The following is a 20470-nucleotide window of genomic DNA, read 5'->3' on the forward strand; positions in this document are numbered from 1 at the left end:
AAAGACCCTGTAGCCACTATAGGGTCAAGCACCCTTTTGGAGATTGCCGTCATGAAGATCGGAGAACTGGCGAAACTCACCGACTGCGCCGTGGAAACCATCCGCTATTACGAGCGCGAAAACCTGCTGCCGGAACCGGCGCGCAGCGACGGTAACTACCGCGTTTACACCCAGGCCCACGCCGAACGCCTGACTTTCATCCGCAACTGCCGCACCCTCGACATGACCCTCGAAGAGATCCGCAGCCTGCTGACCTTGCGCGACAGCCCGCAGGACCAGTGCGAAAACGTCAATGCGCTGATCGACGAGCATATCCAGCATGTGAAGGCGCGAATTGATGGCTTGCTGGCGTTGCAGACACAACTGCTCGACCTGCGCCAACGCTGCGGCGAAGGCCCGGGGGCGGATCAGTGCGGGATCTTGCAACGGCTGGAGGTGAGTGGCGGAGTCGTCGCAACCGAAGTCGAACACTCCCACGTAGGCCGTAGCCACGGCCATTAAGAACACCCTAAAACACTGTGGGAGCGAGCTTGCTCGCGAAAGCGGTAGTTCAGTCAATATTTCTATCAACTGACACTCCGCCTTCGCGAGCAAGCTCGCTCCCACAGGTTTTTGTATTGCTTGTCAGACCGCCATCGGCGCGGTCATTGGCGCGTGGTGCTCATAGCCTTCCAGCGAGAAATCGCTCGGTTCCACCAGCTCCAGCCACTCCGGCTGATAAACGCCAGTCTTGGCAAACTCCGGCACACGATCCGAAATCTTCAGCTTCGGCATGGCGAACGGCTTGCGCTTGAGCTGTTCGTTGAGCATGTCCAGGTGGTTCTCGTAGACGTGCGCATCACCGATGAAATAGGTGAACCAGCGCGGCGTGTAGCCGGTCAGACGCCCGATCAGGCTCAGCAGCGCGGCGCCTTCGGTGAGGTTGAACGGCGTGCCCAGACCCAGGTCGTTGGAGCGGATGTACAGGGTCAGGGAGATCTCTTTGGTCTCGACGTTCGGGTGGAACTGGTACAGCAGATGGCACGGCGGCAGGGCCATCTCATCGAGCTGGGCGCAATTCCAGCCGTGGAACAGGATACGGCGACTGCCCGGATCCTTGATGATCGTGTCGACGCACTGGCGTACCTGGTCGATGGCTTTGTACAGCACCACGTAAGCCTGGCCGTCTTCTTCGCCCTGGGCGATCTGCTTGTAGCCGCTGCTCAGGGTTTGTTCGATGGCGGCGGTGTTGCTCAGCGGGATCTGCTTGTACGCCGGCCATTTGCGCCATTGCACGCCGTAGATTTCGCCGAGGTCGTCTTCGCCCTGACGGAACGGGTTGGCCAGCCACTGCGCATTTTCGTTGGCGTTCTGGTCCCAGACCTTGCAACCCAGCGCACGGAATTCAGCAGCGTTGTTCACGCCACGCAGAAAACCGCACATCTCGCCGATGGCCGATTTGAAAGCCATCTTGCGGGTGGTGATCGCCGGAAAGCCTTCCTGCAGATCGAAACGCAGCATCGCACCCGGAAAACTGATGGTGTTGATGCCGGTGCGGTTGGCCTGTTTGGTGCCGTTCTGGATGACGTGCGAGACCAGTTCGAGATATTGCTTCATGAGTTACCTGTGTCCTTTGAGCCCCGGCGTCGCGCGCCGGGGTTCGTAGTTTAAGCGGTCGGCGCGAGCGGTGCTGCCGGCGCGCGACGATAGGCCAGCCAGATCAGGAACAGTCCGGCGACGATCATCGGTACGCACAGCACTTGCCCCATGGTCAGCCAGTTCCAGGCCAGGTAGCCCAGTTGAGCGTCCGGAACGCGGACGAACTCGACAATAAAACGGAAAATTCCGTAAAAAAGCGCGAACATGCCGGATACGGCCATGGTCGGACGCGGTTTACGCGAGAACAGCCACAGGATCAGGAACAGCGCGACGCCTTCGAGCGCGAACTGATACAGCTGCGACGGGTGACGCGGCAGCTGCGCCGGATCGCTGAACGGCGGGAAGATCATCGCCCACGGCACGTCGGTCGGCTTGCCCCACAGCTCGGCATTGATGAAGTTGCCGATGCGCCCGGCGCCCAGACCGATCGGCACCATCGGTGCAACGAAGTCCATCAGCTGGAAGAAGGTCTTGCCGTTACGCTTGCCGAACCACAGCGCGGCAAGCATCACGCCGATGAATCCGCCGTGGAACGACATGCCGCCCTTCCACACTTCGAAAATCAGCGTCGGGTTGGCGATGTACGCGCTCAGGTCATAGAACAGCACGTAACCCAGACGTCCACCGACAATCACCCCCATCGACAACCAGAACACCAGGTCGGAGAGCTTCTCCTTGGTCCAGGTCGGGTCGAAACGGTTGAGCCGGCTCGACGCCAGCAGCCATGCGCCGCCGATGCCGACGAGGTACATCAGGCCGTACCAGTGGATTTTCAGCGGACCGATGGCCAGGGCCACCGGGTCGATCTGCGGGTAAGGCAGCATTGCGACTCCTCGTTAGAGTTGAAACCAAAATTCCCGGGCGACGCTGCCACCTCAGGATTAAGCCAGGATTGCGGGCTGCTCTGAACCAGCAGGTCAGAGCAGGAAATTCAGGCCCACGCAGAACAGCAAAGCGGCGAACAGCCGTTTCAGCAAGCGCGGCGACAATCTGTGGGCCAGGCGCGCGCCGAGACGGGCGAAGACCATGCTGGTCAGGGCAATGCCCAGCAGCGCCGGCAAATAAACAAAACCGAGACTATGCGGCGGCAACAACGAATCGTGCCAGCCCAGAATCATGAAACTTAATGCACTGACCAGGGCGATCGGCAGGCCACAGGCTGACGAGGTCGCCACGGCTTGCTGCATCGGCACGCTGCGCCAGGTCAGAAACGGCACGGTCAGCGAACCGCCGCCGACGCCAAAAATCGCCGACGCCCAACCGATTACGCTCCCGGCCACGGTCAGACCTAGTTTGCCGGGGACGGTTCGACTGGCCTTGGGTTTGATGTCCAGCGCCAACTGCAGCGAGATCACCAAGGCAAACACGCCGATGATCTTTTGCAGGTTCGGCCCGGAAATCGCCTCGGCCGTCAGCGCACCGAAACCGGCGCCGAGCAGTATGCCAACCGCCATCCACTTGAAAATCGGCCAGCGCACGGCGCCACGGCGGTGGTGTTCGCGCACGGCGTTGACCGAGGTGAAGATGATCGTCGCCAGCGACGTGCCAACCGCCAGATGTGTAAGGATCGACTGATCGAAACCCTGCAAGGTAAAACTGAACACCAGCACCGGGACAATAATGATCCCGCCGCCCACCCCGAACAGCCCGGCCAGCACGCCTGCACAGGCGCCCAGCGCCAGATAGAGCAGAAATTCCACGGCCGTCTCCCAGACGCATCCCCAAAACCGGAGCGGCATGGTAACGGATGCACACCCTCTGGCGGAACTGGCGATGGATGCACGGACGCTGACTGCGTAGAGTGAGCAAAAAACACACAAGGACCACCTTATGTGCCTGATTGTTTTCGCCTGGCGCCCGGGCCATGCCCAGCCGCTGATCGTCGCGGCCAACCGTGACGAGTTCTACGCCCGCCCGAGCCTGCCGCTGGCGCCATGGGCCGACGCGCCGCACGTGCACGCGGGGCGCGATCTTGAGGCTGGCGGCACGTGGCTGGGAATCGGCGCCAATGGGCGCTTTGCCGCGCTGACCAATATCCGCGATCCGCACCAGCCACCGGCGCGCAAGTCGCGGGGGGAGCTGGTGGCGCGGTTTCTCACGGGCGATACGTCGATTGATGATTATATGCGCGATGTGGCCGCTCGCGCGCCGGAATACGCCGGGTTCAACCTGCTGCTGGGCAATGCCCATGAGCTGTGGCACTTCAATGCGCGGACGTCCGAGCCGGTGATGCTTGAGCCGGGGATCTACGGGCTATCGAATGCCGGGCTGGATACGCCGTGGCCGAAGTTGCTCAAGGCCAAAGCTGCACTGAGTACGGTGCTGGATGATCCACAGCCTGCGCGGTTACTGGAGCTGCTGGGCGATGCGCAGACCGCGCCGTTTGCCGAACTGCCGGATACCGGGGTCGGGCTGGCCACCGAATCGTTGCTGTCGAGTGTGTTCATTGCCAGCCAGAGTTATGGCACACGGGCGAGTACAGCGTTGATTGTGCAGGCGGACGGCACGCGGCGAATGGTCGAGCGCAGTTTCGGGCCGTATGGCGGGCATTTGGGTGAGGTGGAGATAACAGCTTAAAAGCCTACCCTCACCCCAACCCTCCCGAAACGTCGGACCGCCCGTAGGGAGAGGGGGCCGACCGTGGTGTCATGAGCAATACTTTGACCTGAAAGACCGAGTTGATTATGGATTCAGCAAAGCACTTTCAGGTCGGCGGAGTTCTGCAGCATCCCCCAATCAGTCCCCTCTCCCTCTGGGAGAGGGTTAGGGTGAGGGGCTTTTGATCTTCAGAGGGCCTTGTTGACCGCCGGCGGATTCATCTTCGACAACCCGAGATTCTTCAGCGCCAGTTGCAGCGAGCTGTGGATCACTTGCGGGTTGTCGATGGTCATCAGCTCGGCCAGCAGATCCTTGGCCTTGCTCAGGTTGATCTGACGCAGCATCCACTTCACTTTCGGCAGGTTGGTGGCGTTCATTGACAGGCTGTCGAAGCCCATCGCCATCAACAGCACCGCCGCCGCCGGATCACCGGCCATTTCGCCGCAGATACTCACCGGTTTGCCTTCGGCATGCGCGTCGCGCACCACGGTTTGCAGGGCTTGCAGCACTGCCGGGTGCAGGTAGTCGTAGAGATCGGCCACCCGCGGGTTGTTGCGGTCGACGGCCAGCAGGTACTGGGTCAGGTCGTTGGAGCCTACCGACAGGAAGTCCACCTGCCGCGCCAGTTCCTTGGTCTGGTACACCGCGGCCGGAATTTCGATCATCACCCCGATCGGCGGCATCGGCACGTCGGTGCCTTCGTCGCGCACTTCGCCCCAGGCCCGGTGGATCAGGTGCAGGGCTTCTTCGAGTTCGTGGGTGCCGGAGATCATCGGCAGCAGGATCCGCAGATTGTTCAGGCCTTCGCTGGCCTTGAGCATCGCGCGGGTCTGCACCAGGAAGATTTCCGGGTGGTCGAGGGTCACGCGAATCCCGCGCCAGCCGAGGAACGGGTTGTCTTCCTTGATCGGGAAGTACGACAGCGACTTGTCACCGCCGATGTCCAGGCTGCGCATGGTCACCGGTTGCGGGTGGAACGCGGCGAGCTGTTCGCGGTAGATCGCCAGCTGTTCCTTTTCGCTCGGGAAGCGCTGATTGATCATGAACGGCACTTCGGTGCGGTACAGGCCGACACCTTCGGCGCCACGCTTCTGTGCCCGCGCCACATCGGCCAGCAGGCCAGTGTTGACCCACAGCGGCATGCGGTGGCCATCGAGGGTCACGCACGGCAGATCACGCAGGGTGTCGAGGCCCAGCGCCAGTTGTTTCTCTTCTTCGACCACCTCGGCGAACTGCTTGCGCAGGACGTCGCTGGGGTTGGTGTAGACCTCGCCGCGAGTGCCATCGACGATCACCTCGATGCCGTCGACCTTGGCGTACGGCAGGTCGACCAGGCCCATCACCGTCGGAATGCCCATGGCCCGGGCCAGGATCGCGACGTGGGAGTTACCCGAACCGAGGACCGACACCAGACCGACCAGCGTGCCTTCCGGCACCTCGCCGAGCATGGCCGGGGTCAGCTCTTCGCTGACCAGAATGGTTTTTTCCGGGTAGACCAGGTTCTGCTGACGCTCTTCCTGCAGATACGCCAGCAGGCGCCGACCGAGGTCTTTGACGTCCGACGCGCGCTCGCGCAGGTAGGCGTCGTCCATCAGTTCGAAACGGTTGACGTGATCGGTGACCACCTGACGCAGTGCGCCCTGGGCCCATTGGCCGGTCTTGATCACGGTGGTGACTTCGCTGCCCAGCGAGGCATCGTCGAGCATCATCAGGTAAACGTCGAACAGCGCGCGCTCTTCCGGGCGCAGCTGGGTCGCGAGCTTGGCGGACAACGCGCGCATGTCGGCGCGCACGCCTTCGATGGCGGTCTTGAACAGCGCCAGCTCAGCGTCGATGTCGGTGATGTGCTTGTCCGGCACCACGTCCAGATCCGCTGGCGGCAGCATGACCACCGCGGTACCGACGGCAGCACCCGGCGAACCCGGTACGCCGACGAACTTGGCTTCCTGAATGCCCTTGCCCTGACGGCCCAGACCGCGGATCGAGCCGGTGGCCTCGGCGTGGGCGATAACGCCGGCGAGCTGCGCGCTCATGGTCACGAGGAAGGCTTCTTCACCTTCGTCGAACTGGCGACGTTCTTTCTGCTGGATGACCAACACGCCGACGACGCGGCGGTGGTGAATGATCGGCGCCCCGAGGAACGAGGCGTAGCGCTCCTCGCCGGTCTCGGCGAAGTAGCGGTAGCGCGGGTGATCCGCGGCGTTTTCGAGGTTCAGGGGTTCTTCACGCGTGCCGACCAGACCCACCAGACCTTCGTTGGGTGCCATGCTGACTTTGCCGATCGAGCGCTTGTTCAAGCCCTCGGTGGCCATCAGGACGAAGCGGTTGGTCTCGGGATCAAGCAGGTAGACCGAGCAGACCTGGCTGCCCATGGCCTCTTTGACGCGCAACACAATAATCCCCAACGCCGCCTTGAGATCCTTGGCGGAGTTAACTTCCTGGACGATCTTGCGCAGCGTATTGAGCATGGCTCGGGGTCGAACTCCGTCGTCAGTCGCGCGCTAAAAGGCGCGGGGCAAGCTCTTTGAGGGCGCGTCGATACACCTCGCGCTTGAATGTCACCACCTGGCCCAACGGATACCAATAACTGACCCAGCGCCAGCCATCGAACTCCGGTTTACCGGTCAAATCCATCCGCACCCGCTCCTCGTTGGAGATCAGGCGCAGGAGAAACCATTTCTGTTTCTGGCCGATGCACAGCGGTTGGCTGTGGGTACGCACCAGACGTTGCGGCAAACGATAGCGCAACCAGCCACGAGTACAGGCCAGTATTTCAACATCTTCACGTTCCAGGCCAACTTCTTCGTTCAGCTCGCGGTACAAGGCGTCCTCCGGCGTCTCCTCGGGGTTGATTCCCCCTTGTGGAAACTGCCAGGCATCTTGATTGATACGGCGAGCCCATAGCACCTGGCCGGCGTCATTCGTCAGAATGATCCCGACATTGGGGCGGAAACCATCGGGGTCGATCACGGCAACAACCTCGCAAACGCATGTCGCCGCATTGTTCCACAAAGCTTGATAAGGCGGCAACGAAGGTTCCTACCTTATGTGCACTCTTGTGAAAAGACCGTATTCTTGTCGCCTTTTTACTGACTTTTCAGCGGGTAACTGCAATGCGCCTGGCTCTATTCGATTTGGACAACACCCTTCTGGGCGGCGACAGCGATCACGCTTGGGGCGACTATCTGTGCGAACGCGGCTTCCTTGACCCGGTGGCGTACAAGACGCGCAACGACGAGTTCTATCAGGATTACCTGGCCGGCAAGCTGGATAACGCCGCGTACCTGAACTTCTGCCTGGAAATCCTCGGCCGCACCGAAATGGCCGTGCTCGAACAGTGGCACAACGACTACATGCGCGACTGCATCGAGCCGATCGTGCTGCCCAAGGCGCTGGAACTGCTGAAACAGCACCGCGACGCCGGTGACAAACTGGTGATCATCACCGCCACCAACCGCTTCGTCACCGCCCCGATTGCCGTGCGCCTGGGCGTTGAAACCCTGATTGCCACCGAGTGCGAGATGGTCGATGGCCGCTACACCGGGCGCAGCACCGATATTCCGTGCTTCCGTGAGGGCAAGGTGACGCGCCTGAATCGATGGCTCGAAGAAACCGGGTATTCGCTGGATGACAGCTATTTCTATAGCGATTCGATGAATGACCTGCCGCTGCTGGAGCAGGTGGCGAACCCGGTGGCGGTGGATCCGGATCCGAATCTGCGCGCCGAGGCCGAGAAGCGTGGCTGGCCAGTTATCTCGTTGCGCGACTGATTACGCCTTCGCGAGCAGGCTCGCTCCCACAGGGGACCGTGTTCACAGCACAAATCCAATGTGGGAGGGGGCTTGCTCCCGAATGGGGCCAACGCGGTGTGAAGCCTTAAACAGGCTTGGCCCCCATCAACCCGGCAATGGCGATAAAGCAGACGAAACTGAACAACGCCAAGGCAAAGGTGAACTTGCCAACGCCACCCGGCGCCTTGCGCAACCGATTCAACCGCACCAACAACCAAAACCACGCCAGTGCCGCCACGGTGTACAGCACGCTGGAGGCCAGCAACCAGGTTTGTCCCAGCGGCCAGCCAACCAGATGCACCATGCCCCAGCCAGTGAACGGCATGCTCAACAGCGCCAGGCCCATCAACAACCAGATGAACACCCGTGGCCGTTGCAAGGTGCGGCTGCCCGCCGTGGCATCACCTTTGCGCCGCGCGAGAAAAACCCAGATTCCCAGACCCAGCGCACTGGCCAGCAACACCACGGTGGCGACCATGTGCGCGGTTTTCAGGGCAGTTAACGTTTCCATTGTTCGATTTCCTTATGGCCTGCCCATCAGCGTAGCCGCTCAGCCAAGAAACAGCTTATAGGCCGGGTTGTCGCTTTCGTCCCAGTACGGGTAGCCGATTTCCGCCAGCGCTGCCGGCACCAGATGACGCTCGTCATGCGGCACTTGCAGGCCTGCGACCACCCGGCCATCCGCCGCGCCATGGTTGCGGTAATGGAACATCGAGATGTTCCAGCGCCCGCCGAGCTTGTTGAGGAAGTTGAACAGCGCCCCCGGGCGTTCCGGGAATTCGAAGCGCAGCACCACTTCATCGACCACCTGCGCCGCGCGCCCGCCGACCATGTGGCGGATATGCAGCTTGGCCAGTTCGTTGTCGGTCAGGTCGAGCACCGGGAAGCCCTGCCCGGTCAGGCTCGCCAGCAGTGCGCTGCGCGGGTCGTTTTCCGGGTGAGTCTGCACGCCAACGAAGATGTGCGCTTCGCTGCCGGTGTTGTAGCGGTAGTTGAATTCGGTGATCTGGCGTTTGCCGATCGCTTCGCAGAAGGCCTTGAAGCTGCCGGCCTGCTCCGGGATGGTCACGGCGATGATCGCTTCGCGGCCCTCGCCCAGCTCGGCGCGTTCGGCGACGTGGCGCAGGCGATCAAAGTTGACGTTGGCCCCGGAATCGATGGCGACGAAGGTCTGGCCGCTGACGCCACGCAACTCGACGTACTTCTTGATCCCGGCCACACCCAAGGCACCGGCAGGTTCGGTGATCGAGCGGGTATCGTCGTAGATATCCTTGATTGCCGCACAGATCTCATCAGTGCTGACGGTGATCACTTCGTCGACGTAATCCTTGCAGATGTCGAAGGTGTGCTGGCCGATCTGCGCCACGGCCACGCCGTCGGCGAAGATGCCCACGGTCGGCAGCACCACGCGCTCGCCGGCGGCCATGGCCGCTTGCAGGCAGTTGGAGTCATCCGGTTCGACGCCGATGACCTTGATGTCCGGACGCAGGTATTTCACGTACGCCGCGATGCCAGCGATCAGCCCGCCGCCGCCGACCGGCACGAAAATCGCGTCCAGCGGTTGCGGGTGCTGGCGCAGAATTTCCATCGCCACGGTGCCCTGCCCGGCAATGGTGTGCGGATCGTCGTACGGGTGGATGTAGACGTAGCCCTTTTCATCGACCAGTTTCAGCGAGTAGGCCAAGGCTTCCGGGAAGGAATCGCCGTGCAGCACCACTTTGCCGCCGCGCGAACGCACGCCTTCGACCTTGATCTCGGGAGTGGTCTTGGGCATCACGATGGTCGCTTTCACGCCCAGCACTTTCGCTGCCAGCGCCAGACCCTGCGCATGGTTGCCCGCCGACGCGGTGACCACGCCACGGGCGCGCTCTTCGTCAGATAGCTGGGTCAACTTGTTGTACGCGCCGCGAATCTTGAACGAGAACACCGGCTGCAAGTCTTCGCGCTTGAGCCAGATGTCATTGCCCAGCCGCTCGGAGAGCTGGCGAGCGTTCTGCAGCGGGGTTTCTACGGCAACGTCATAAACGCGCGAGGTGAGGATCTTTTTGACGTACTGTTCGAGCATCGGAAAGCATCACTGGCGATTGGGCGGGATCGACGAGTCTAACCCGGCTTTTGGGCGCACGACCACACTGAACAGGGGGATTAGGGTGCAGAGAACCGTTGTGGCGAGGGAGCTTGCTCCCGCTCGGCTGCGCAGCAGTCGTAAATCAGAACACACGATTCGTCTGAAAGAATGCAAAGGACCGCTTCGCGCTCCAGCGGGAGCAAGCTCCCTCGCCACAGGGGTGTTTCCCCCTTCACCACCGCGGGGCCTATAATGCCGGCCTTTCCGCACTCACCTTACCCGCTTCCGGAGCCCGCATGACCCAGGATCAACTCAAACAGGCAGTGGCTCAGGCCGCCGTCGACTTCATCCTTCCGAAACTCGACGACAAGAGCATCGTCGGGGTCGGCACCGGCTCCACCGCCAACTGCTTCATCGACGCACTGGCCCAGCACAAGGGCGCGTTCGATGGCGCGGTCGCCAGCTCCGAAGCCACTGCGGCGCGCCTCAAGGGCCACGGGATTCCGGTGTATGAGCTGAACACCGTCAGCGACCTGGAGTTCTACGTTGACGGCGCCGACGAGAGCGACGCGCACCTGAACCTGATCAAGGGCGGCGGCGCCGCCCTGACCCGCGAGAAGATCGTCGCGGCCGTGGCCAAGACCTTCATCTGCATCGCCGACGCCAGCAAACTGGTGCCAGTGCTGGGCGAGTTCCCGCTGCCGGTCGAAGTGATCCCGATGGCCCGCAGCCACGTGGCCCGTCAACTGGTGAAACTGGGCGGCGACCCGGTGTACCGCGAAGGCGTGCTGACCGACAACGGCAACATCATCCTCGACGTGTTCAACCTGCAGATCACCAACCCGGTGGAGCTGGAAGCGCAGATCAACGCGATCGTCGGCGTGGTCACCAACGGTCTGTTCGCGGCGCGGCCGGCGGATCTGCTGTTGCTGGGCACCAGCGAAGGTGTGAAGACGCTGAAGGCTGAGTAAGCCCGGCCGCCCCATTCTTAGGGTAATTGCATCACCCCCTGTGGGAGCGGGCTTGCTCGCGAATGCGGTGTGTCAGATACATTATTTTGTCTGATACACCGCATTCGCGAGCAAGCCCGCTCCCACATTTGGTTTTTTGGGGTGTCAGTCAGTTTTGTGCAGGTTTCTTGAAGATGTAAAACAAGTTCGGTTCACTCACCAGATACAACGTCCCATCGTCATCCATCGCGATGCCCTCGGCCTGCGGTACGCTCTTCTGTAAACCCTGCCGTCCCTTGTTCAGTGACAGTGTGCTCAACGGCCGCCCGTCCACATCCAGCTCCAGAATCAGCCCCGACTCGTCGGACAGCGCCAGCAAATGGCCGCTGCGCTCGTCGTATTGCAGGCTCGACAGATCGCGCACGAACATCCCGGCATCGCGCTTGGGATTATTGATCACGTGCACCGCGTAAGACTTTTCCGGATTGAAGTGCGGAAATCCGTGCACTTCATAAATCAGCATCGGATCGCGCTCCTTGGCGACGAACAGGCGCTTGCCCACCGAGTCATACGCCAGGCCTTCGAAGCCCTTGTTGCCACTCATGTGTACGCCGAGGGTCATTTGTTCGGCGTCCGCCGCATCGAGGAAGGTCGTGCCCTGCTCCAGATGGACCTTGATCAGCCGTTGCTGACGCTCGTCGGTGATCACGTAGGTGTCGGCGCTGATGAACTCCACCGCCTCCGCATCGCCAAAGCCGATCAACGCGATACGCCGCAGGATCTTGCCTTCAAGCGACAACTCGACCAGTTCGGCATTCTTGTTGGTCACGGTGAACAGGCTCTTGCGCACCGGGTCGTAGGTCAGCGCCGAAACATCGTCGTTCAGCCCTTCGATGACCCGAGCTTCGACCTCGACCCGGTATTGACCCAGACCAATGGCCTCGCTGCTCATCGGCTGCCACAAGGTATGCAGATTGAACCAGGCGCGCTCGAACAGGCGCAGGTATTGGCCGATCGCAATCAACGCGATCAGGGCAACAACCGACAGGATGACAAACAGGGGCTTGGGGCGGGCAAGTCGACGCATTCGGGCAGGCTCGGGATCAAAACAGGCGGATGAAATATCACGCCTGTCTGAACTGAAGCTTAATGGCCACTTGCCCTTGCCCACAACAGAACCGTGTAGGAGCTGCCGCAGGCTGCGATCTTTTGATCTTGAAAAACAAAATCAAAAGATCGCAGCCTGCGGCAGCTCCTACAGGGAGAGGTTCAGGCTGCTACTTCTGCTTTTCGAAGCGGTAGAACAGGTTCGGCTCACTGACCATGTACAACGTACCCGCGTCGTCCATGGTCACGCCTTCGGCACGGGGAATGGTGTTCTTCAATCCGTTGAAGCCGCCGAGCAGGGTCATGAAGCTGACTTGCTCGCCCTTCTCGTCCAGCTCCAGCAACAGGTGCGAATCGGCGGACAGCACCAGGGTGTGGCCGGTACGCGGGTCGATGGCCAGTGCCGAGAGGTTGCGGATATCCAGTTCATCATTGGCCAGCTTCTGCTTGTCGCCCTTGAGGATCTGGCTGCCGTCGCTTTTCCAGGTGAACAGCGCCGGTGGCCGTTCTTCGCCCAGCAGCAACTGCTGGTTGCGCGGATCCCAGGTAATTGCCTCGAACGCCTTGTTCTGGTTTTTCGACGGACCGAGATCGTATTTCGGGAAGTCGGCGATATTCAGCTCGCGGGTATTGGCATCGACCTTGACGATAGTCAGCAGGTGCTCGCGCTCGTCGACAATCGCCATCAGGCCGTTTTCCATCACGGTCACGCCTTCAGGATTGATCCAGCCCACCAGTGGCATCTTGCGCAGCACATCACCCTGCAGGGTCAATTCGACCAGGAACGGGTTCTTGCCCATCACCGAAAACAGGGTTTTGGTCTGCGGGTTGTAGGACAGGTCCGAGGCCTCGTCCTTTTCCATGCCCGGCAGCAGCTTGCCATCGATGACCGCCCGATAATCCGGCAACCAGATGCTCGCCTTCTGCTCGGCCTGGCTCTCGAAACGTTCGCGCAGCCACAGCAGGCCACGGTCGTCCCAATGCATGATGTGCGCCAGGCCATAAACGACGGCGAGCACCAGCAATAGCCAGACATACCAGCGCAGGGCAAAACGTGAGCGACGGGAAGTTTTGAGCTGAGTTTGAGCTGACATCAGGGACGCGTTCCGAAAATTCAGGCTATGGGTAATAGCACAAAGAGGCCGGCTCAGACGCCAGAATGAAAGGAATTATCCGGACAGGATGTGAAAAAAACGGCAAATGACGGGATTGTCGTGCGGCTTTGCGAGCCGCGACACAGAGCCAATGCAGGATCGGCACTTGTGGCGAGGGAGCTTGCTCCCGCTGGGGCGCGAAGCGACCCTGCTTTTCACTTCAAAAAGCAGGGGCCTGCTGCGCAGTCCAGCGGGAGCAAGCTCCCTCGCCACAGTTGCTGTGTATCGAATGCGTTCGGTCAGCGCACGCTGCTGCTGAAGCGGCTCGCGCCAACCAGTTCCAGGACGATGTCGTCACCGACATTCAGCGGGCCGACGCCCACTGGCGTGCCGGTGAGGATTACGTCGCCGGCCTGCAGCGAGAAGCAGCCGGCCATGTGCTGGATCATCGGCACGATCGGGTTGAGCATCGCGCTGCTGTTGCCGTCCTGGCGTACTTCACCGTTGATGGTCAGGCGGATGCCGATGTCGGTCAGGTCGGCGAAGGTGCTGCCGACCACGAACGGGGCAATCACCGCCGCGCCGTCGAACGACTTGGCGATTTCCCATGGCAGGCCCTTGGACTTGAGCTCGGCCTGCTTGTCGCGCAGGGTCAGGTCCAGCGCCGGAGCGAACCCGGAGATCGCGTCGAGCACTTCTTCACGGCTCGGCTTGGTCGACAGCGGCTTGCCGATCAACACCGCGATTTCCGCTTCGTAGTGCACCGAGCCGCGCTCGGTCGGAATGCTGAAGCCGCCTTCCAGCGGCACCACGCAACTGCCCGGCTTGATGAACAGCAGCGGCTCGGTAGGCACCGGGTTGTCCAGTTCCTTGGCGTGTTCGGCGTAATTACGGCCAATGCACACGACTTTCCCGATCGGGAAGTGAATGCGCGTGCCGTCGACATACTGGTGCTGATAGCTCATTTACCGACTCCTGCCTTCATTGATTCAGGGGATTGCCAATCAAACCGCGAAAATCTTGCCCGGGTTCATGATGCCGTTCGGATCGAACACCGCTTTGACCGCTTTCATGTACTCGATTTCGACCGGAGAGCGGCTGTACGTCAAGTAGTCGCGCTTGGTCATGCCCACGCCGTGTTCGGCGGAGATCGAACCGTTGTACTTCTCGACGGTTTCGAACACCCACTTGTTGACGGTGGCGCACTTGGCGAAGAACTCGTCCTTGCTCAGGTTATCCGGCTTGAGAATGTTCAGGTGCAAGTTGCCGTCGCCGATATGGCCGAACCAGACGATTTCGAAGTCCGGGTAGTATTCGCCGACGATCGCGTCGATTTCCTGCAGGAATGCCGGGACTTTCGACACGGTGACCGAGATGTCGTTCTTGTACGGCGTCCAGTGCGAGATCGTCTCGGAGATGTACTCGCGCAACTTCCACAGATTCTGCAGCTGGGTTTCGCTCTGGCTCATCACACCGTCCAGCACCCAGCCCTGCTCGACGCAGTGTTCGAAGGTTTCCAGCGCCGTGTTGGCCACTGCTTCGCTGGTCGCTTCGAATTCCAGCAGCGCGTAGAACGGGCAGTCGGTTTCGAACGGCGCCGGTACGTCGCCACGCCCCAGCACTTTGGCCAATGCCTTGTCGGAGAAGAATTCGAACGCGGTCAGATCAAGCTTGCCCTGGAAGGCGTGGAGCACCGGCATGATCGAGTCGAAGTCGGCGGTGCCGAGCACCATGGCGGTCAGGTTTTTCGGCGCGCGATCCAAACGCATGGTCGCCTCGACCACGAAACCGAGGGTGCCTTCAGCGCCGATGAACAACTGGCGCAGGTCGTAGCCGGTAGCGTTCTTGATCAGGTCCTTGTTCAGCTCCAGCACATCGCCCTTGCCGGTGACCACTTTCAGGCCGGCGACCCAGTTACGGGTCATGCCGTAACGAATCACCTTGATCCCGCCGGCATTGGTGCCGATATTGCCGCCAATCTGGCTGGAACCGGCCGAAGCGAAGTCCACCGGGTAGTACAGGCCATTTTCTTCGGCGACGTTCTGCAGGTGCTCGGTGACCACGCCCGGCTGACACACGGCGGTGCGGTCGGTGAGGTTCACGTCGAGAATCTGGTTCATGTAGTCGAACGACACCACCACTTCGCCATTCGCGGCCACGGCGGCAGCGGACAGCCCGGTGCGCCCGCCCGACGGCACCAGCGCCACTTTATGGGTGTTGGCCCAGCGGACGATGGCCTGCACCTGCTCGATGGTCTTGGGAAATACGATGGCGCTCGGCGCGGGGGCGAAGTGCTTGGTCCAATCCTTGCCGTACGCGTTCAGGGAGTCGGCGTCGGTCAGGACCTTGCCAGGCTCGACCAGGGTCTTCAGTTCATCAATCAGGGCAGGATTGGTCATCGACAGAACTCTCGAACAATTCATGGTCATCCTGAAGACGCTTCACGTCGCAGGAATGAGTGTTTAGCGGGGTGGCTATGCTAGCATACCGACCCCGCAGGCCAGTGCCCAAGGCCAGTTCTGCGGTGACGGCTTTCTTGTCGTCCAGGTCAATGTCTGTTGACCATTTCCTGCCATTTTTCTCCGGGATACAGGTTTACGCAGATGAGCAAGACTTCTCTCGATAAGAGCAAGATCAAGTTCCTTCTTCTCGAAGGCGTCCACCAATCGGCTGTCGACGTCCTCAAGGCGGCGGGCTACACCAGCATCGAATACCTGACAGGCTCCTTGCCGGAAGCCGAGCTCAAGGAAAAGATCGCTGACGCTCACTTCATCGGCATTCGTTCGCGCACCCAACTGACCGAAGAGATCTTCGATCACGCGAAGAAGCTGGTCGCGGTCGGCTGTTTCTGCATCGGCACCAACCAGGTTGACCTGAGTGCTGCCCGCGAGCGCGGCATCGCCGTGTTCAACGCGCCGTACTCCAACACCCGCTCCGTCGCGGAACTGGTGCTGGCCGAAGCGATCCTGCTGCTGCGCGGCATCCCGGAGAAAAACGCTTCCTGCCATCGTGGCGGCTGGATCAAATCCGCAGCCAACTCCTTCGAGATCCGTGGCAAGAAACTCGGCATCGTCGGCTACGGCTCGATCGGTACGCAGCTGTCGGTTCTGGCTGAAGGTCTGGGCATGCAGGTGTTCTTCTACGACACCGTGACCAAGCTGCCGCTGGGCAACGCCACTCAGGTCGGCAACCTGCACGAACTGCTGGGCATGTCCGATATCGTCACCCTGCACGTTCCGGAAACCGCTGCGACCCAGTGGATGATCGGCGAGAAGGAAATCCGCGCCATCAAGAAGGGCGGCATCCTGATCAACGCCGCGCGCGGCACCGTGGTCGAGCTGGACGCCCTGGCGGACGCGATCAAGGACAAGCACCTGATCGGCGCGGCCATCGACGTCTTCCCGGTGGAGCCTCGCTCCAACGACGAAGAGTTCGAAAGCCCGCTGCGTGGCCTGGACAACGTGATCCTGACCCCGCACATCGGTGGCTCGACTGCCGAAGCGCAGGCCAACATCGGTCTGGAAGTGGCGGAAAAACTGGTCAAGTACAGCGACAACGGTACATCCGTTTCGTCGGTGAACTTCCCGGAAGTGGCCCTGCCGGCTCACCCTGGCAAGCACCGTCTGCTGCACATCCACGAGAACATCCCGGGTGTGATGAGCGAGATCAACAAGGTCTTCGCCGAAAACGGTATCAACATCTCCGGTCAGTTCCTGCAGACCAACGAGAAAGTCGGTTACGTGGTAATCGACGTCGACGCCGAGTACTCGGAGCTGGCGCAAGAGAAGCTGCAACACGTCAACGGCACCATCCGTAGCCGCGTACTGTTCTGATTCCGCGCTGAGCCACAAAAAAGGGAGCTCCTCGGAGCTCCCTTTTTCATGCCTGCGGAAAAGTCATTTCACCGTCACGGTGATCTTTTCCGAAACGATTGGCGGATCGAAGGCCATGTGGCCCTTGTCGCCCAGCTCCAGCTGCAAGGTGTGCTTGCCTGGGGTCAGCGTCAGTTCGGTTTCGGTCTGGGCCTTGCCGAAGTGGATGTGGTTGGCGTCTGCCGGAATCACCGCGCCCGCCGGGATGATGTCCTTGGCATCGACCAGCAGGTGATGGTGGCCGGTGTTCGCGGTCGGATCGCCTGCCGGCGCCAGTGCGATGCCTTTGACTTCAAACTTGACCTTGAATGTCTTGTCGACAACGGCGCCACTGCTTGGCTCGACGATACTCACTGAAGCGCCCGCCGGCGCCTCTGTGGCGGCGCTGGCCATCATCGAAGCACCCAACAGAAGGCCAGCCAGCGCTGCACGTGACATGAATGTTTTCATTCTCTTCTCCAGTTTTTTCGTAAAATCCGCGCGGTCATGACAACTTCATGACCATTCGTTGTCGAAGGCACTCGACAACCATAGCAAAGCGAGCCTGACTCAGAGCATCGCGATAATGATTTCAAAGGAGTGACCATGCGTTTTCTGCCTGGCCTGATCTGCCTGCTACCCCTTCTGAGCCCGCTGGCTCACGCCGAACTGATTGATGACGTCAACGACCGTGGCGAGTTGCGCATAGCCCTTGAGGCTAATACACCGCCCTTCAATTTCAAGGACGGCGACACACTCAAGGGATTCGAGGTCGAGCTTGGGCAACTGCTGGCCAACGAGCTGGATGTACGCGCCGACTTCATCGTCACCGACGATGCCGACCTGCTTCAGGGCGTTGAAAGCGGCAAGTACGACGTTGCGCTCAATCACATAGCACTGACACCTGAACTCAAGGATCGTTTCGACTTCAGCGAGTCTTACGGCAAGGTCGACTCGCAGCTATGGGCGAAGAAGGATGAGCAGCCACGGCCGATGGTGCTGGTACAGGCGCTGACCGAGGAAAAGCCGAAGGCGACCCCGGTGGAGCTGGCGATTCCGTTTCAGAAGGGCAACCCGGCGTTTCAGGCGAGCCTTGCGGGTGCGTTGCAGCGGATCAAGGCGGATGGGCGGTTGGCGGCGTTGTCCGAGAAGTGGTTCAGCGAGCCCAAATGAACACTTAAACCCTGTGGGAGGGGGCTTGCTCCCGAAGGCGTCGTGTCAGGCAATACACGGGTTGGATGACCCGCCGCTTTCGCGAGCAAGCCCGCTCCCACATGGGTTTTGTGGGTGGCTTTCAGTCGAGTTGGGTCAGGGCGATTGCGGCCTCAGGCAGTTCGAGCTCACTGAACACCTGAACCCCGTGGCGTTTGAGCAGCGCCGCCGTAACGCCTTCTCCCGAGACCTTCACCCCACTGAACGTCCCGTCATAGGTCAGCAAATTCCCGCAGGAAGGACTGTTGGCCTTGAGTACCGCAATGCGGATGTCATGCTTTTGCACCAGCTCCAGCGCTTGCCGCGCACCATCGAGAAACTGCGCGCTGACGTCCTCGCCCTCGCTGGTGATCACCGCCGCCTGGCCATCGAGCACTTCCGCGCCCTGCCCACCCGGGATCTCCGCCGCTGCCCGCGGGGTTGGCAAACCGCCAGCTACTTCCGGACACAGCGGTACCACGCGGCCCTCGGCGATCCACTGTTCGAGCAAATCGAACGGCCCGCTGGCCCCGCCGTCGTAACGCACGCGGTGGCCCAACAGGCAGCGGCTGACCAGAATCTTCTGCATGTCAGAACGGCTCGTTGCCACGGCGACGGAACCAGCCGGTCAGCGACAGGCGTTCGCGGTGCGCCGGCAGCACTTCATGCGGCACCTCGCTGGAGAGGAACACCACCAGACAGCCGCCGGTGGGTTGCACGTCGTGGACGCGCTCATCGTCCAGGTACATGCGCAGCTGACCGCCGTCTTCCGGCAACCACGCGTCATTGAGGTAGACCACCGCCGAAACCATGCGCCGGTCATCGTCGCGAAAACGGTCGACGTGCTTGCGGTAAAACGCGCCCGGCGGATAGAGGGCGAAATGACATTCGAAATCCTCAAGCCCAAGGAACAGCCCACGATTGAGCGCCTCGCGCAGACTGTCCATCAGGCTCAGATAACGGTCGCTGGCCTCGGCCTGGCCCGGGTCGATCCACTGGATGTGGTCGCCGCGAATGCCCTCGCGAATCTCCGAAAACGGCCCACGGCCTACCCCCGCCGGCGCCAGTTCACCCTCGGCCTCACGTTTGCGGCACTCGGCCGCCAGCTCACGGGTCAAACCCGCGGGCAGGAATATGTTCTGCTGCGACCAGCCATGTTCGGCCAGGTCGTCGACGATACGTAACAGCAGCGGGTGTTCAGAGGATATTTGCATGGCGCGCATAGTATGCCGGCGGCAAGAAATCCGACAGAGCCACGCAGCGGCTTGCTACGAATTCTCGACAAGTCCCGGCACCGCACGGAGAATAGTCCGCTGCTGACAGGAGTCCCTATGCGCCGTTTGCTTTTTTCACTGTTGATGTTCTGCGTTTTGCCCGCCTGGGCGGACGGCCACGATCAGTTGTACAAGATCGCCGGCTGGCCAGATCAACGTGCGCATTTCAATGATGCCCTGAGTGCCGCGCAACAGCGCTACCAGAACAATCTGCCGCCAGCGGTGTTTCAAGCCCTGGTCAACAACAGCAACCAGCGCTTCGCCCCCCAGGCCATGGATCAGCGTGCCGAAGCGCAACTGCGCCAGCACCTTGCCGATCCACAACCGGCGCTGACGTTCTTTCAATCGCCGCTGGGCAAGAAAATCGTCGCCGCTGAATTGCTCGCCACCCGTCGCGATCAACTGGCGAAGAACGCCAAGGGCTTGCCGAAAATGCAGGCCAGCGACAGCCGTCTGTTGATCATCGGCCATCTGGCCCAGGCCCTGCCCGCCCGCGAGGCCGGCGCCGAAGTCAGCCTGGCGATTGCCGGGGTGGCGGCGGACAGTTTGAGCTCGATGATCCCCGGCCTGCTCGGCGGCGGTCAGGCACAGGGCATGTTGAACGGTCAGCGCCAGCGCCTGATGGATCAGATCGGCGCCGATTTGAACAACACGCTGCTCTACGTTTATCGCGATCTGTCGGATGACGAACTGGAGCAGTTCGCGACCTTCGCCGAGTCCAGCGAGGGCAAGGCGTATTACCAGGCGGCGCTGGCGGCGATTCGGGCGGGGTTGGCGGTGGGGCAAAGCTCCTCGAACCTCAGCCAGTGATCTTCATCGCCTGACCGGCCGCCTTCGCGAGCAAGCCCGCTCCCACAGGTGATCGCGGTCTCCTGTGGGAGCGGGCTTGCTCGCGAAGAGGCCCTTAC

General features: G+C 61.2%; 21 protein-coding genes. 7 read left to right on the top strand and 14 right to left on the bottom strand.

The genetic code is table 11. The features are described from left to right. Window positions 1–51: 51 nt before the first annotated feature. A complete protein-coding gene (gene cadR / locus AC27VU_RS14560) occupies window positions 52–501 on the top strand; it encodes a Cd(II)/Pb(II)-responsive transcriptional regulator (protein ID WP_003229189.1) in 450 nt (149 codons plus the stop codon). A gap of 123 nt (window positions 502–624) precedes the next feature. On the opposite strand, the gene AC27VU_RS14565 is transcribed toward cadR, so the two are convergent. The 3 genes from AC27VU_RS14565 to AC27VU_RS14575 all read right to left on the bottom strand — a co-directional run bounded on the left by AC27VU_RS14565 (window position 625) and on the right by AC27VU_RS14575 (window position 3338). Next, window positions 625–1596: a thymidylate synthase gene (locus AC27VU_RS14565; RefSeq protein ID WP_488724320.1), complete on the bottom strand. Its 972-nt coding sequence runs from the start codon at window positions 1594–1596 to the stop codon at window positions 625–627. 50 nt (window positions 1597–1646) lie between these two features. Then, window positions 1647–2462, bottom strand: coding sequence for a prolipoprotein diacylglyceryl transferase (gene lgt, locus AC27VU_RS14570; protein WP_003229193.1), 816 nt, complete (start codon window positions 2460–2462; stop codon window positions 1647–1649). 93 nt (window positions 2463–2555) lie between these two features. After that, window positions 2556–3338, bottom strand: a complete 783-nt coding sequence (locus AC27VU_RS14575) for a sulfite exporter TauE/SafE family protein (protein WP_003229195.1) — start codon at window positions 3336–3338, stop codon at window positions 2556–2558. Between the two features lie 130 nt (window positions 3339–3468). On the opposite strand from AC27VU_RS14575, the gene AC27VU_RS14580 reads away from it, so the two are divergent. Then, window positions 3469–4215: an NRDE family protein gene (locus tag AC27VU_RS14580; RefSeq protein WP_488724321.1), complete on the top strand. Its 747-nt coding sequence runs from the start codon at window positions 3469–3471 to the stop codon at window positions 4213–4215. A 209-nt stretch (window positions 4216–4424) separates the two neighbouring features. On the opposite strand, the gene ptsP is transcribed toward AC27VU_RS14580, so the two are convergent. Together ptsP and AC27VU_RS14590 are read right to left on the bottom strand one after the other, a co-directional pair. Next, window positions 4425–6704, bottom strand: coding sequence for a phosphoenolpyruvate--protein phosphotransferase (ptsP, locus tag AC27VU_RS14585; protein WP_003229199.1), 2280 nt, complete (start codon window positions 6702–6704; stop codon window positions 4425–4427). A gap of 22 nt (window positions 6705–6726) precedes the next feature. Further along, a complete protein-coding gene (locus AC27VU_RS14590; protein ID WP_488724322.1) occupies window positions 6727–7206 on the bottom strand; it encodes an RNA pyrophosphohydrolase in 480 nt (159 codons plus the stop codon). Between the two features lie 143 nt (window positions 7207–7349). Here AC27VU_RS14590 and AC27VU_RS14595 point away from each other — a divergent pair, with 143 nt between their 5' ends. After that, complete coding sequence (locus AC27VU_RS14595; RefSeq protein WP_103484318.1) at window positions 7350–8006, top strand: histidinol-phosphatase; 657 nt, start codon at window positions 7350–7352, stop codon at window positions 8004–8006. A gap of 106 nt (window positions 8007–8112) precedes the next feature. Here AC27VU_RS14595 and AC27VU_RS14600 read toward each other — a convergent pair whose 3' ends face one another. Next, window positions 8113–8538, bottom strand: coding sequence for a DUF2269 domain-containing protein (locus tag AC27VU_RS14600; RefSeq protein ID WP_226500881.1), 426 nt, complete (start codon window positions 8536–8538; stop codon window positions 8113–8115). A gap of 39 nt (window positions 8539–8577) precedes the next feature. Continuing rightward, entirely contained in the window at window positions 8578–10092 is a 1515-nt protein-coding gene (gene ilvA, locus AC27VU_RS14605) for a threonine ammonia-lyase, biosynthetic (protein WP_488724323.1), read from the bottom strand. A 299-nt stretch (window positions 10093–10391) separates the two neighbouring features. On the opposite strand from ilvA, the gene rpiA reads away from it, so the two are divergent. Then, the gene (rpiA, locus tag AC27VU_RS14610) at window positions 10392–11066 is read left to right on the top strand and encodes a ribose-5-phosphate isomerase RpiA (protein ID WP_007913886.1); all 675 of its coding nucleotides are present in this window, start codon (window positions 10392–10394) and stop codon (window positions 11064–11066) included. 148 nt (window positions 11067–11214) lie between these two features. Here rpiA and AC27VU_RS14615 read toward each other — a convergent pair whose 3' ends face one another. The 4 genes from AC27VU_RS14615 to AC27VU_RS14630 form a co-directional block, all read right to left on the bottom strand. After that, complete coding sequence (locus tag AC27VU_RS14615; protein ID WP_488724324.1) at window positions 11215–12132, bottom strand: SdiA-regulated domain-containing protein; 918 nt, start codon at window positions 12130–12132, stop codon at window positions 11215–11217. Between the two features lie 190 nt (window positions 12133–12322). Next, a complete protein-coding gene (locus AC27VU_RS14620) occupies window positions 12323–13246 on the bottom strand; it encodes an SdiA-regulated domain-containing protein (protein WP_103521539.1) in 924 nt (307 codons plus the stop codon). Window positions 13247–13545: 299 nt separating this feature from the next. After that, the gene (locus tag AC27VU_RS14625; protein WP_003229216.1) at window positions 13546–14211 is read right to left on the bottom strand and encodes a fumarylacetoacetate hydrolase family protein; all 666 of its coding nucleotides are present in this window, start codon (window positions 14209–14211) and stop codon (window positions 13546–13548) included. Window positions 14212–14250: 39 nt separating this feature from the next. Further along, window positions 14251–15645, bottom strand: coding sequence for an FAD-binding oxidoreductase (locus tag AC27VU_RS14630; protein WP_027610529.1), 1395 nt, complete (start codon window positions 15643–15645; stop codon window positions 14251–14253). Window positions 15646–15849: 204 nt separating this feature from the next. On the opposite strand from AC27VU_RS14630, the gene serA reads away from it, so the two are divergent. Then, window positions 15850–17079 (top strand): phosphoglycerate dehydrogenase, encoded by a 1230-nt coding sequence (serA, locus tag AC27VU_RS14635; protein ID WP_003229219.1) that lies wholly within the window; start codon window positions 15850–15852, stop codon window positions 17077–17079. A 63-nt stretch (window positions 17080–17142) separates the two neighbouring features. On the opposite strand, the gene AC27VU_RS14640 is transcribed toward serA, so the two are convergent. Then, window positions 17143–17568 (bottom strand): DUF4399 domain-containing protein, encoded by a 426-nt coding sequence (locus AC27VU_RS14640; protein ID WP_338800261.1) that lies wholly within the window; start codon window positions 17566–17568, stop codon window positions 17143–17145. 135 nt (window positions 17569–17703) lie between these two features. Between AC27VU_RS14640 and AC27VU_RS14645 the strand changes: the two genes are divergently transcribed. Further along, a complete protein-coding gene (locus AC27VU_RS14645; protein ID WP_473018392.1) occupies window positions 17704–18270 on the top strand; it encodes a transporter substrate-binding domain-containing protein in 567 nt (188 codons plus the stop codon). Window positions 18271–18391: 121 nt separating this feature from the next. On the opposite strand, the gene AC27VU_RS14650 is transcribed toward AC27VU_RS14645, so the two are convergent. Together AC27VU_RS14650 and AC27VU_RS14655 are read right to left on the bottom strand one after the other, a co-directional pair. After that, on the bottom strand, window positions 18392–18877 hold the full coding sequence (locus AC27VU_RS14650) for a 2-thiouracil desulfurase family protein (protein WP_473018393.1): 486 nt from the start codon (window positions 18875–18877) through the stop codon (window positions 18392–18394). A 1-nt stretch (window position 18878) separates the two neighbouring features. Further along, entirely contained in the window at window positions 18879–19511 is a 633-nt protein-coding gene (locus AC27VU_RS14655; protein WP_473018394.1) for a 2OG-Fe(II) oxygenase, read from the bottom strand. 108 nt (window positions 19512–19619) lie between these two features. Between AC27VU_RS14655 and AC27VU_RS14660 the strand changes: the two genes are divergently transcribed. After that, the gene (locus tag AC27VU_RS14660) at window positions 19620–20372 is read left to right on the top strand and encodes a DUF2059 domain-containing protein (RefSeq protein ID WP_201136304.1); all 753 of its coding nucleotides are present in this window, start codon (window positions 19620–19622) and stop codon (window positions 20370–20372) included. Window positions 20373–20470: the final 98 nt, after the last annotated feature.

The organism is Pseudomonas sp. 14P5.3.2, from assembly GCF_057799175.1.

Excerpts from the sequence above, each read along its gene's own strand:
- cadR (WP_003229189.1), top strand. The coding sequence starts at position 52 with ATGAAGATCGGAGAACTGGCGAAACTCACCGACTGCGCCGTGGAAACC.
- AC27VU_RS14565 (WP_488724320.1), bottom strand. The coding sequence starts at position 1,596 with ATGAAGCAATATCTCGAACTGGTCTCGCACGTCATCCAGAACGGCACC.
- lgt (WP_003229193.1), bottom strand. The coding sequence starts at position 2,462 with ATGCTGCCTTACCCGCAGATCGACCCGGTGGCCCTGGCCATCGGTCCG.
- AC27VU_RS14580 (WP_488724321.1), top strand. The coding sequence starts at position 3,469 with ATGTGCCTGATTGTTTTCGCCTGGCGCCCGGGCCATGCCCAGCCGCTG.
- ptsP (WP_003229199.1), bottom strand. The coding sequence starts at position 6,704 with ATGCTCAATACGCTGCGCAAGATCGTCCAGGAAGTTAACTCCGCCAAG.
- AC27VU_RS14595 (WP_103484318.1), top strand. The coding sequence starts at position 7,350 with ATGCGCCTGGCTCTATTCGATTTGGACAACACCCTTCTGGGCGGCGAC.
- AC27VU_RS14600 (WP_226500881.1), bottom strand. The coding sequence starts at position 8,538 with ATGGAAACGTTAACTGCCCTGAAAACCGCGCACATGGTCGCCACCGTG.
- ilvA (WP_488724323.1), bottom strand. The coding sequence starts at position 10,092 with ATGCTCGAACAGTACGTCAAAAAGATCCTCACCTCGCGCGTTTATGAC.
- rpiA (WP_007913886.1), top strand. The coding sequence starts at position 10,392 with ATGACCCAGGATCAACTCAAACAGGCAGTGGCTCAGGCCGCCGTCGAC.
- AC27VU_RS14615 (WP_488724324.1), bottom strand. The coding sequence starts at position 12,132 with ATGCGTCGACTTGCCCGCCCCAAGCCCCTGTTTGTCATCCTGTCGGTT.
- AC27VU_RS14620 (WP_103521539.1), bottom strand. The coding sequence starts at position 13,246 with ATGTCAGCTCAAACTCAGCTCAAAACTTCCCGTCGCTCACGTTTTGCC.
- AC27VU_RS14625 (WP_003229216.1), bottom strand. The coding sequence starts at position 14,211 with ATGAGCTATCAGCACCAGTATGTCGACGGCACGCGCATTCACTTCCCG.
- AC27VU_RS14630 (WP_027610529.1), bottom strand. The coding sequence starts at position 15,645 with ATGACCAATCCTGCCCTGATTGATGAACTGAAGACCCTGGTCGAGCCT.
- serA (WP_003229219.1), top strand. The coding sequence starts at position 15,850 with ATGAGCAAGACTTCTCTCGATAAGAGCAAGATCAAGTTCCTTCTTCTC.
- AC27VU_RS14640 (WP_338800261.1), bottom strand. The coding sequence starts at position 17,568 with ATGAAAACATTCATGTCACGTGCAGCGCTGGCTGGCCTTCTGTTGGGT.
- AC27VU_RS14645 (WP_473018392.1), top strand. The coding sequence starts at position 17,704 with ATGCGTTTTCTGCCTGGCCTGATCTGCCTGCTACCCCTTCTGAGCCCG.
- AC27VU_RS14650 (WP_473018393.1), bottom strand. The coding sequence starts at position 18,877 with ATGCAGAAGATTCTGGTCAGCCGCTGCCTGTTGGGCCACCGCGTGCGT.
- AC27VU_RS14655 (WP_473018394.1), bottom strand. The coding sequence starts at position 19,511 with ATGCGCGCCATGCAAATATCCTCTGAACACCCGCTGCTGTTACGTATC.
- AC27VU_RS14660 (WP_201136304.1), top strand. The coding sequence starts at position 19,620 with ATGCGCCGTTTGCTTTTTTCACTGTTGATGTTCTGCGTTTTGCCCGCC.